Origin of the sequence: Pseudoalteromonas sp. T1lg76, assembly GCF_002964725.1 — a bacterium.
In the GTDB taxonomy this organism is placed as follows: Bacteria; Pseudomonadota; Gammaproteobacteria; order Enterobacterales; family Alteromonadaceae; genus Pseudoalteromonas.
Map to the genome: position 1 here is coordinate 1 of NZ_PQCE01000036.1, position 10,813 is coordinate 10,813.

Sequence of the window (10,813 nt, forward strand, 5' to 3'; positions counted from 1 at the left end):
CGAAGCAAGTATAGATTACGGCAGTTTGCTAAGGATTTGGTACGACCGAGTGGATTCGAACCACCGACCTTTGGGCCGGGTCATAGAGAGTAGGTAGTGCGCTAACCAACTGAGCTAGGGTTTTTATTGAATACGAGAAATATTGTAGAGAATTGGTACGACCGAGTGGATTCGAACCACCGACCCCTACCATGTCAAGGTAGTGCTCTAACCAACTGAGCTACGGTCGTACAGAATACGAGAAGTATTTTAGAGAATTGGTACGACCGAGTGGATTCGAACCACCGACCCCCACCATGTCAAGGTGGTGCTCTAACCAACTGAGCTACGGTCGTACAATCTAGTTTTTAGCGCCAATAAAATCATTCATGAAGCAGTGTCCTGCCTCTACCTCATTGGCAACGCCGTGTAATATATAGTGTGTGCAGGGGCTTAGCAAGTGCAATTGGCTAATTTCCTGATTGTTTGCTTTTTTTTTATTCATACCGGACTAATATCGCACTGGGCGTAAAACCCTTGCCACCAGCGCACATGATTACGGCTTGATGCCTTAAGTTGAGCCAATAGGTTTGCTTGCTCCTGCGTGCCAACAATTGCGCGCTTGGCCTCTATATCTTTATTGTTCCCGGTAAATTGCCACACCTGCGCCAACAATGGCGTAAATTCTTCCAAAGCACCACTGAGTTGCCCCTGATACCCCTGTAATTCCTTAATAAAAAACAGGTTGAAGATATTGTGTAATATGGTGGCCGCGTCGCTGCGGCGTCCGGGTGGGCATATCTCGGAGGTTAAAGAAACTTGCTCGAGTTGGGAGGTCAACTCATTGTTTAGGACAATTTGTTTGCGTGCCGAGGTTAATAACTTGCGTACATAATCGTTACCATTGAGCTTGGCCAGCGCTGGGGTGAGCGTATTTACATCTATGGCATGCCAATTTTCTTCGGCTATCGCATTGGCCATATCGGCCAGTACGGTTAAGGCTTCGGCGCTTTGTGACCGTCCTGCCTGCTCGTTAAAATCAAGCTCAGCGGCGGCGAGGGTAAAGAGTCGGTTGAGCTCCGGCTCCCGGCTTAGCATCAGATTAAATGCCAGCTTGGCGTGGGTCATTTTAAAGCGTTTTTCCACTTGTAGGGCGCTGCGCAGTTCAGCCGATAAGCCGGTGCTTGAGGTATGTTCGAGACAAGGGTCGACCAACTGGATAAAACGGATATGATATTTAAAACGCTCGGAGGCACTGGCCACCTTACCAAGCTGGTTGTTATGTGCGGCAATATGGCTGGCCAGGCGGCAATGGTTAATGTCTGCCAGCGCCAACAGGCTTATGCTTTGACTTGGGGGAAGAGGCTCGCTGTCAAAGCGCTGCCAAGTTGATAGGCGAACCTGGCTCTGTTGCTCTATGGCCAGATACTTGCCAAGACGATATTGATATTCGTTATAGCGGGCGCTGGGAGGATCGCTGCATCCCCCCAGCAGTATCAGTGTGCTAAAAATTAAAAGGAGCTTGTGCAAGACGCCTCCGCAGCACGTAAATTAACAGTACTGCAGCACAGGATAGCCCAACTATGATGCCGAGCCAAAAACCTTGGGCACCCATGGCCGGGACTATCAGATCCGTACGGCCCAACACATAACCCAAAGCAAAACCCACCAACCAATAAGAGAAAAAGGTGATATAGGAGATAGGCGCTGTGTGCTTAATACCGCGCAGCATACCACTGGTTACCACCTGCAGCGCATCCGGCAATTGATAAAAACAAGCGAGAACCATAATCGCCGTGGCCAGCGCCAGTACTTCGGGGTTGTCGCTATACAAGGCGCTAATATCGGCGCGCAGCACATAGGTAATTAGCGCAACGAATGCGGCAATAGCAACGGCAAGAATAAAGCTGGTGCTCATACAGCGACGCAGTGCCTGGAAGTCTTCCTGGCCATAAAGATTACCAAAACGTATGGCTACCGCCATAGACAGGCTATAGGGCAGCATAAACAATAAGGTGGTCACCGAGGCAGCCACCTGATGTCCGGCAACGACTACGGCACCCAAGGAGGCGATAAATAACGGAATACAGGCAAATAAGGTGACTTCAAAGAAAATCGCCAAGGAGATGGGCACACCTAGCTTAAATTGTTGCCACATGGCTTTTACACTTGGGCGGGCAAAGGCATTGATAAGAAATCGGCCATTAATGCGTTTGCTCATCATGCTGTAGATCAGTAAAGAGACACCCATGGCGGTCAATACAATTGCCGTGGCCACACCGCAGCCGGCGCCGCCAAGTGCAGGCGCGCCAAACTTACCGTAAATAAAAATATAGTTGGCGGGGATGTTTACCAACAAACCGATAATGGAAATATAAAAGGCTGGGGTAGTGTAAGCCTTGCCCTCGGCAACATTGCGAAACAGGGAATAGACGATAAAACCGGGCAGCCCAAATTGCACATAGGTAATGTAATCACCGGCCAGGGATTTAATCTCGCCGCTGGTGTCGAGCAGGGCAATAAGGTGATCCGCAGATTGCCCCAGCATAAGGCCGACTAGACACAGGATCAGGGCAAGGTAACAAGCCTGTTGGAAGTGACCGGCAATGGCCTTTTCATCCTTGGCGCCAAAACTGTGCGCCACCAGTGAGGTCAGCGCAATTAAAATTCCAAGCAGGGCGAATACCACAGGGTTCCACAAGCCGGTAGCAATAGACAAGGCCGCTAAGTCGGTAGCGCTGACCTGACCGGCCATAATGGTGTCGACCACAGACATCAACACCAGGGTCACCTGGGCAAAAAATACCGGTGCGGCAAGGCGCAGCAGGCGACTTGCTTCCCATGTACAAAACTTCATAAGTGAAAAAACATCAGATAAAATAAAGCGCTATTCTATCCTGTTGGTTTCAACTTAAAAAGGAAATACGATGTTTACCGGTATAGTGCAATGCCAAGCTCAAGTGCAAAGTAAAACCCTGACTAATGGCGTGCAGCGCTTAGTGTTGGCGGTGCCGTCTAAATACCTGCAAAACCTCGAACTCGGTGCCAGTATCGCCGTCAATGGCTGTTGTTTGACCGTGGTTGAATACCATGCCGATGCAGGTGCCCTTGGCAGCGTACAATTTGATGTTATCGATGAAACCCTGGCGCTGACCAATCTAGGTCTACTTGAATGTGGCGATAAGGTAAACTTTGAGCGCTCCATGACTTTTGGCAGCGAGCTCGGTGGGCATATAGTTTCCGGGCATATTCATTGTGTTGGCAGTCTTATAGAGCGTATCGATACCCAGGATAACTGTCGCATGCACATAGCCATGGATGCCAAGTGGCGGGAATATGTCTTGTATAAGGGTTTTATCAGTGTGAATGGCGCCAGCCTAACTGTGGGGGAGTTATCAGAGCAGGGGTTCTGGTTACACCTAATTCCGGAAACCTTGGCTATCACCAATCTTGGTCAGATGGTGGCGGGGGCCGAGATTAATATCGAGGTCGATCAACAAACCTACACCATAGTGCAAACGGTGCAGCGTTATTTAAAGCAACAGCACTAAAAGATTTGCTCGTCGTCTGCATCTATCCTTAACTCTACCCTGTTAAGGGCTTGGTCTATATGCATATTGACATGAATAGGATTACAGCAGGCGGCGCAATCTTCATAGTAATCCTGATCACCTGAGCTGGTGTCGACATCGACAAATGTATGGTGGCCGCAATGAGGGCAGCGCACCCTTTGTAGGCTGTAGTCTTTCATAACCACCTCGTATGACAGTCCAATGACATCACTTAAAGTATAGTTATGTTTTCCCTGTGCCTTGGAAAATTTAGACCTTAATTACCTTCGCTGATCACCTTATCTATTGTTTCTTTGGCCTGAGTCAAATAATGGCCGGCGAAGATGTTGGCATGGTTTAACACATGATAAAGGTTATAGATGCGCTCTCTTTGTTCATAGCCTTCGCTTAAGGGGTAAACGCTTTGGTAGGCATCATAGAAGGTATCGGGGAAGGCGCCGAAAAAGCGGCTCATGGCGATATCCACTTCCCGATCACCATAGTAACAAGCCGGGTCATATACGCAGGGAACGCCGCCATGAAAGCCAACATTGCCGCGCCAAAAATCGCCGTGCAGGAGCGAGGGCTTGATATGGTGATGGTGTAGGGTATCTTTGACCTGGCAGACAAACTCATCAATATCGCAAAAATAAAATCCTTTTTCTGCCAATAACTGTAATTGCCAGCCTATGCGGTCTTCACTGAAAAACACATCCCATTTTTTATGCCAGCAATTAGGCTGGGCAGTGACGCCGATAAAGTTATCTCTTTCGTTGCCGAACATGCCTTGTTCATGCTTTTCGTGCAACTGCGCCAGATATTCGCCCATATGCCGCCAGCCAAGCTCTTTGGCATGATCTGTATTGGGCTCCAGATCTAACCATTCAAGTACATTAAAGCAATACTCCAAGGTAGTGCCGGTAAGCAGACAATCGGGCACCATAAACATGGACTCTTTGGTCAACAGTTCGAGATCGGCGGCTTCACACTCGAGGCGCTCAAGAGAGGCCAAAGGCGCGACCTTGACAAAAAACTGGTGCTGGCCATCGGAAATTTTAAACAAGTGATCGGCGGAAGAATTTGTGAGCTGTTGCTTGTGCACCAAGGTAAAAGGGCTGTTGAGTGTGTCGCTAAGTAACTGAGTCAAGGTATTCCACATAACCGCAAACCGCTAAATTTCAGGGGTACACCAAGTATGGCAAAGTTCTGATTCACTGCAATAATATTCATTGTCGAGTTCATTTTGCGAAGGTTAATAAGCGGTAATTTTAGCGAAATAACAAGGGAGTAAGTCTCAGTGCAAAAAACGCCCTGATTAAGTTTTCGCTTTTGAAAAAGAAGAAGCCCGCAATTGCGGGCCTCTGTAAATGCTGTGGCTATTTATTTCGAGCCAGAAACCACCAAGATGGTGTCGCCATGTACTTTGGCTATGTCGCGAATAGATGTCTCGGTCAGTGGAGTGAGACGTAGTTTTTTCAGACTACGTTCAAAACCATAAAGGCTTGCAAATTCACGGACGCTAAGGTCGTTGCATGACAAACGTTTAGTCAATCTATGACGTGGGATGTTGTGCTTATCCATCGCTTGGGCCATTTTGAAAGGATTATCCTTAGTGATTGCCATACACAGTTGCGTACCGACGGTGTTATCAGCCGCAACAAATTGTTCATTGGCCATAGCGTGTGATGAAAGCGCTCCTAAGAGTAGGACGCCAGCAGAGCCTAACAGAGTTGTGCGTTTCATGGATTTTCTCCTTATTAGTGCATTGATTGCTGTTTAAGTATGAACCGCGTTTGTTGTTATGGAATGAACAGGATAAGTCAGAATGTAAGCATCTATGTCAATTGTGAATACCTTAACCTAACTGCCTATTTTTACAGATTTTCCCTATCTCATCTGTTTACATAAAAAGCAAAAAAAATGCTTTTTTTTTGTACAGGTCGTCCTTGTACCTGTTAATTCAGGGGCTCTTGCCTATTCTTGTAACATTTGCCCACAAAATGGAACCAAGCTAAAGCTAAGATGGCTCAAGGGGCTGGCCGCTCCGGCGTTTATCTTGATTTACCGCTTATTAACCTATTTTCTTCGCAATTCGTAGCACTATTCGCTACAGTGGTGCGAAAAATAGGAGTAATAACAACAATGCTAACAAAAACACCAAGCCTCAGCGTGTTAGCCTTAGCTATCACGCTCGCCGGGTGCCAACAATCTGAAGGCCCGCAAGGCGATAAGGTAACCATTAATAAAAACCCTTACCCCAGTACCTATCAGCCGCTACCTCGCCAATCGACGCTGATCACCAATGCCACCGTATTGACCGGTGACGGCCAGCGTATCGACGGCGGTGATGTTTATGTGGTCGACGGTAAAATCCAACAAATTGGTACCGACTTACAGGTTCAGGCCGACGTAACCCTAGACGCCCAAGGCAAATGGTTAACGCCTGGCCTTATCGATGTGCACTCACACTTAGGGGCCTATCCAAACCCGGCAGTGGCATCGCACCAGGATGGCAACGAAATGACCAGCCCGGTTACCGCAGAAGTATGGGTTGAACATTCGGTATGGCCACAAGATCCTGGCTTTAACCGTGCTCGTGAAGGTGGTATTACCACGCTACAAATTCTGCCGGGCTCAGCCAACCTGATTGGTGGCCGCGGCGTAACCTTGAAAAACGTCCCTGCCCACACTATGCAGGCGATGAAGTTTCCAGAGGCACCTTATGGTTTAAAAATGGCCTGTGGTGAAAACCCTAAGCGTGTTTACGGCAGCAAGGGTGTATTGCCATCGACTCGTATGGGTAATATGGCCGGTTATCGCAATGCCTGGATTGATGCCACAGAATACAAGCGTGCCTGGGAAAAGTACGATGCCGATTATGACGCCGGTAAGAATGTACAGGCGCCCGAGCGCGACCTGACCATGGACACCCTGCGCGGTGTACTCGATGGTGACATTTTGATCCATAACCACTGCTATAAAGCAGAAGAAATGGCCATGATGATCGACCTTTCGAAAGAGTTTGATTATCACGCCGGTACCTTCCACCACGGTATTGAAGCCTACAAGATTGCCGATTTGCTTGCCGAAAACAGCAGCTGTGCAGCACTGTGGCCGGATTGGTGGGGCTTTAAAATGGAAGCCTATGACATGGTTCAGGAAAATGTTGCCATCGTTGATGCGGTGAAGAACTCCTGTGCCATAGTTCACTCCGACTCAGACACCACCATTCAGCGCCTAAACCAGGAAGCGGGTAAGGTGATGTACCGCGCCAATGAAAATGGTTTCAATATCGATGAAGCCCACGCCATCAAGTGGCTGACGTCAAATGCAGCCAAGGCCCTGGGTATCGATGATAAAACAGGTACTCTTGCCGCCGGTAAACAAGCCGACCTGGTTTTGTGGGACAACAATCCGTTTAGCGTTTATGCCAAAGCCGAGCAGGTATTTATTGATGGCGCCAAGGTGTATGACCGCCATGACGAGAAATACCAAGCCCAAAGTGATTTTATGTTAGGCCAACGCTAAGGAGAACAAGATGAAACTGTTTACAATGACATCGGTTGCCGCAGCCTTAGCGATGAGTGTATCCGCAGGCGCGCAAACATTGGCTATTACCAATGCTACCATTCATACCGCTACCGAGCAGGGCGTATTAAAAGACGCGTCTGTGCTAATTAAAGACGGTAAAATTGTTGCTGTTAATCCGGCGCAAATTGACGCCGAGGAAGTGATTGACGCACAAGGTAAAATTTTAACACCGGGCTTTATCGGCTCACTAAATCACCTGGGTTTGGTGGAAGTGGGTGCGGTGGATGGTTCACGTGATGGCAGCGATAAAAAAGCCTCAATCACCTTTGACCCAAGCCTTGCCTTTAATCCCCGTTCATCGCTGATCCCTTACGCACGTAAAGGTGGTATTACCCGCGACGTGATCGTGCCAGGCGGCAGCGAAGACATTTTCAATGGTCTTGCTTCTGTGGTATCGCTCAGTGGTGAATTCGACAGTGTGAGCCAAAAGCATGTGGCCTTGGCCATTGAGCTTGGACAAAAGAGCAAGGGCTCACGCGCCTTGTCGATGCAGACCCTGATCGAGAAACTCGATGGTCATAAGCAACGTGAAAAGAAAGACAGCGATGCGCACAACCGTGAAATTCAGGTTTTAGACGCCGTCTTTGCTAAAGACATGCCGCTGCTTATCGGCGTATCACGCGCCGCTGAAATGCTCGAGTTACTAAAGCTTAAAGCCAAGTACGACATCAATATGGTGTTTGCCGGTGCTCATGATGCGGTATTGATTGCCGAGCAGCTTGCCGCCAGCAATACGCCTGTGATCATCAGCGCCATGGACAACCTGCCAGGCAACTTTGATTCCATGCATGCGGATCTGGCTAATGCCGGTAAGCTTGAAAAAGCAGGCGTTAAGGTGATCCTGACTATCGCTGGTGACAGTGCTCATAACCTGTATCAGCTGCGTTTCGATGCCGGTAATGCGGTATCTTACGGCATGAGCCAGCAGGGCGCGTTAGCGGCCATCAGCAGCAATGTGGCCGAGGCATTCAATATTGATGCCGGTGCTATCAGCGCAGGTAAAGCGGCAGATCTGGTACTTTGGAGTGCCGATCCGTTTGAACTGAATGCCAAGATTGAAGGTATCTGGATTGACGGTGAGAAGGTGTCGACCGAGGCCCGTCAAGACAAGCTACGAGAGCGTTATACCACGCCTTCGGACATGCCGCGTGGTTACACCAAGTAATTGCTAAAGCATAAAGAAAAGGAGCCATTGGCTCCTTTTTTACTTTAACGTGGCATTAAATGCAGCGGGCGGGTTTCGGCAGACCGGCAATTTTCGTGGCTTGTTTCGCCGGGCCTTTGGGGAACAGCTTATACAGGTATTTGCTGTTGCCCTTATCCTCGCCAAGCTTTTTGGCCATGGCCTTTACCAGCATACGTATCGCCGGGCTGGTGTCGAATTCTTCGTAAAACTCACGGACAAAGAACACCACTTCCCAATGGGCGTCACTGAGCTCGATGTTTTCCGTTGCGGCAATAATAGGGGCCAGTTCACGGCTCCACAGGCTGCTATCAAGCAGATAACCCTCTTTGTCGGTCTCAAGTTGTTGGCCGTTAAATTCAATCATGGTTACTCACTAATACATCTTTGAAATTGAAGGGTTAATGCGACCCATTCCAGGTCATCGATCAGCTGCACCTTGCTACAACGTGACTGCGCGCCACGGGCAACCACATCCGTTTTCAGGGCATAAACGGGCACCTCAAAAATGCTAAAGGCCGCCGGGTTGTAGCAGGCATCGCCACGCAGCAAGAGCGCATCGTTTTTGCTGAGCTTGCTTGCTAATAAAGGCAATGAGGCAAGGGGGCGGCTGAGGATAAATAAATTGTTGTGACTCATAGTACTACCACCTGAGTTGCCTTTGCTAACAGGGCTTGTTTATCTTGCGCTAGAGCGTTTTTTACATCCAGGATGAGTGCACTCTCATCCATACCTCGGTCGCTCAAAGACTCGCTGCACACATAAATGCTGTCGATATCGTAAAGCTCAAGCATCTTCAGGGCCTTGGTGAAGTCCTTCTGACCAAGTAGTTTGGGCTGCTGCTCGGCCAATAGCGCGAACACCGCATCGCCTTCAATCAGCCAGGACACTTCCTGGTCGATGGCGGCAAAGATAAGCAGCAAATCAAGCGCTTCTTTAAGGCTTTGCTGTTGATAGGGGGCCTGTTGGCTAATAACCACTATATGCTTCATTTAAATTGCACCCATCTGTCTGCCTGCGCCGCTTCCATGGCGAACTCCGCTAAACCGGAGACACTAAAGTGTTTGCATTGGTCCAAGTCGATGCCGCGCTTAGTGGCTGCGGTAACGCACAGATGTAATTCAATGCCTTGCTTGTGCAGGTCTTGCCATACCTTGGCCGGGTCAAATTCATCGCTGGCTAAATCAAAGCAAGGGGAGGCGTGATACACCCCATCCTGATACAGGAAAATACAGCGAATTGTGTGCCCCTGCGCCAGCGCTGAAGTGGCAAAGCGCCCTAGGGCATTGAGCGTGTCGGTATCGCTCGGCGCACTGTGTAGTGAAAGTACGAAACTGGCCAAATTCAATCCAAAAAAAAGCCCCAATGAATGGGGCTTATTCTAACAAATTCTATTTATTAGTCATCTGTTGCGCCAAGTAGGTGCAGAAGTGACGTAAACAGGTTGTATACGTTAAGGTATAGGGCAACCGTGGCGCGGATATAGTTAGTTTCGCCACCATTGATAATACGGCTGGTATCGAACAGGATCAGACCCGACATAATAAATACCACCGCCGCGTTGATAGCCATAAAGGCAATTGAGCTGCCGATAAAAATATTAACGATACTGGCAACGATCACCACCAACAGACCTACGGTTAAAAAACCGCCCATAAATGAGAAGTCTTTTTTGGTAGTAAGTGCATAAGCAGAAAGACCAAAGAAGATAAGCGCCGTTGAACCCAGGGCTTGCATGATCAAGAACGGGCCACTTGGCATTGCTGCGTAGTGGTTAAGCAGGGGACCCAGGCCAAAGCCCATAATGCCGGTAAAGGCAAATACCCACATGACACCAGAGGCTGTTTCGGCTTTCTTGTTAACTACAAAAAGCAGACCCAAACCTACCAAAGAGCAGATGATCCCCGTAAAGAACGGAGGGTTAAGCGCCATAGAAATACCCGCAGTCACAGCACTGAATGCCAACGTCATCGCGAGTAAAAAGTAAGTGTTCTTTAAAACCTTATTCGTCTCAATGGTCGACATCATCGGCTTAGCCGTGCTGTACGAGTTATTAAACGCCATTGTTAAACTCCTTCAAATTAATCAATCCTCGGATGTTACTTACATCCAGGTTCAAGATTATCAAGTCTTATAAATATGGGCAAACCTTTCACTTTCAATGGCGGATAAATAATCTCACTTGCTGCAATGTTGCGCAAAACAGTCAAAAATTAAGCGGTTAAACAAAAAAATGAAAATAACACTTCACAAACGCAATTCATTTCTCTAATATTCGCCCCGCTGCGGAGAGATGGCTGAGCGGTTGAAAGCACCGGTCTTGAAAACCGGCATAGGTTAATAGCCTATCTAGGGTTCAAATCCCTATCTCTCCGCCACTAAATTTAACTTGGACGATACGTCGTCCGGGTACCGCGTTTGGAGAGATGGCTGAGTGGTTGAAAGCACCGGTCTTGAAAACCGGCATAGGTTAATAGCCTATCTAGGGTTCAAATCCCTATCTCTCCGC

Annotated in this window: 13 protein-coding genes and 4 tRNA genes; 5 read left to right on the forward strand and 12 right to left on the reverse strand. The window is 48.4% G+C overall.

The window, feature by feature from the left end; all coding sequences use genetic code 11:
* Positions 1–153: 153 nt before the first annotated feature.
* The 4 genes from C2M35_RS13420 to C2M35_RS13435 form a co-directional block, all read right to left on the reverse strand.
* Positions 154–230 (reverse strand) — tRNA-Val (locus tag C2M35_RS13420).
* Positions 231–258: 28 nt separating this feature from the next.
* Positions 259–335: transfer RNA gene (locus C2M35_RS13425), tRNA-Val, on the reverse strand.
* A 145-nt stretch (positions 336–480) separates the two neighbouring features.
* On the reverse strand, positions 481–1,509 hold the full coding sequence (locus C2M35_RS13430; RefSeq protein ID WP_105265558.1) for a DUF3080 family protein: 1,029 nt from the start codon (positions 1,507–1,509) through the stop codon (positions 481–483).
* The gene (locus tag C2M35_RS13435; protein ID WP_105265559.1) at positions 1,484–2,836 is read right to left on the reverse strand and encodes an MATE family efflux transporter; all 1,353 of its coding nucleotides are present in this window, start codon (positions 2,834–2,836) and stop codon (positions 1,484–1,486) included. Before C2M35_RS13435 ends, C2M35_RS13430 begins: the two co-directional genes overlap by 26 nt.
* Positions 2,837–2,906: 70 nt before the next feature.
* Between C2M35_RS13435 and C2M35_RS13440 the strand changes: the two genes are divergently transcribed.
* A complete protein-coding gene (locus tag C2M35_RS13440) occupies positions 2,907–3,530 on the forward strand; it encodes a riboflavin synthase subunit alpha (protein ID WP_105265560.1) in 624 nt (207 codons plus the stop codon).
* Here the strand turns inward: C2M35_RS13440 and C2M35_RS13445 are convergent.
* From C2M35_RS13445 to C2M35_RS13455, 3 genes are all read right to left on the reverse strand, one after another.
* Complete coding sequence (locus C2M35_RS13445; protein WP_105198864.1) at positions 3,527–3,730, reverse strand: CPXCG motif-containing cysteine-rich protein; 204 nt, start codon at positions 3,728–3,730, stop codon at positions 3,527–3,529. The genes C2M35_RS13440 and C2M35_RS13445 overlap by 4 nt on opposite strands.
* Before the next feature lie 77 nt (positions 3,731–3,807).
* Complete coding sequence (locus C2M35_RS13450; RefSeq protein WP_105198865.1) at positions 3,808–4,689, reverse strand: fructosamine kinase family protein; 882 nt, start codon at positions 4,687–4,689, stop codon at positions 3,808–3,810.
* Between the two features lie 221 nt (positions 4,690–4,910).
* Positions 4,911–5,273: a DUF3718 domain-containing protein gene (locus C2M35_RS13455; protein WP_105198866.1), complete on the reverse strand. Its 363-nt coding sequence runs from the start codon at positions 5,271–5,273 to the stop codon at positions 4,911–4,913.
* 399 nt (positions 5,274–5,672) lie between these two features.
* Between C2M35_RS13455 and C2M35_RS13460 the strand changes: the two genes are divergently transcribed.
* Complete coding sequence (locus C2M35_RS13460) at positions 5,673–7,058, forward strand: amidohydrolase (protein WP_105198867.1); 1,386 nt, start codon at positions 5,673–5,675, stop codon at positions 7,056–7,058.
* A gap of 10 nt (positions 7,059–7,068) precedes the next feature.
* Positions 7,069–8,286 (forward strand): amidohydrolase family protein, encoded by a 1,218-nt coding sequence (locus tag C2M35_RS13465; protein WP_105198868.1) that lies wholly within the window; start codon positions 7,069–7,071, stop codon positions 8,284–8,286.
* Positions 8,287–8,341: 55 nt separating this feature from the next.
* On the opposite strand, the gene C2M35_RS13470 is transcribed toward C2M35_RS13465, so the two are convergent.
* The 5 genes from C2M35_RS13470 to C2M35_RS13490 are packed head-to-tail and all read right to left on the reverse strand — an operon-like array spanning position 8,342 to position 10,368.
* On the reverse strand, positions 8,342–8,671 hold the full coding sequence (locus tag C2M35_RS13470) for a TusE/DsrC/DsvC family sulfur relay protein (RefSeq protein ID WP_105189849.1): 330 nt from the start codon (positions 8,669–8,671) through the stop codon (positions 8,342–8,344).
* 2 nt (positions 8,672–8,673) lie between these two features.
* Entirely contained in the window at positions 8,674–8,943 is a 270-nt protein-coding gene (locus C2M35_RS13475; RefSeq protein WP_105265561.1) for a DsrH/TusB family sulfur relay protein, read from the reverse strand.
* The gene (gene tusC / locus C2M35_RS13480; RefSeq protein ID WP_105265562.1) at positions 8,940–9,296 is read right to left on the reverse strand and encodes a sulfurtransferase complex subunit TusC; all 357 of its coding nucleotides are present in this window, start codon (positions 9,294–9,296) and stop codon (positions 8,940–8,942) included. Before tusC ends, C2M35_RS13475 begins: the two co-directional genes overlap by 4 nt.
* A complete protein-coding gene (gene tusD, locus C2M35_RS13485) occupies positions 9,293–9,646 on the reverse strand; it encodes a sulfurtransferase complex subunit TusD (protein WP_105216106.1) in 354 nt (117 codons plus the stop codon). The genes tusC and tusD overlap by 4 nt, the downstream gene beginning before the upstream one ends.
* A 56-nt stretch (positions 9,647–9,702) precedes the next feature.
* Positions 9,703–10,368 (reverse strand): Bax inhibitor-1/YccA family protein, encoded by a 666-nt coding sequence (locus C2M35_RS13490; protein WP_105198872.1) that lies wholly within the window; start codon positions 10,366–10,368, stop codon positions 9,703–9,705.
* A gap of 223 nt (positions 10,369–10,591) precedes the next feature.
* Here C2M35_RS13490 and C2M35_RS13495 point away from each other — a divergent pair.
* Positions 10,592–10,682 (forward strand) — tRNA-Ser (locus tag C2M35_RS13495).
* Positions 10,683–10,724: 42 nt separating this feature from the next.
* A tRNA-Ser gene (locus C2M35_RS13500) sits at positions 10,725–10,812 on the forward strand.
* The last annotated feature ends 1 nt before the right edge of the window (position 10,813 follow it).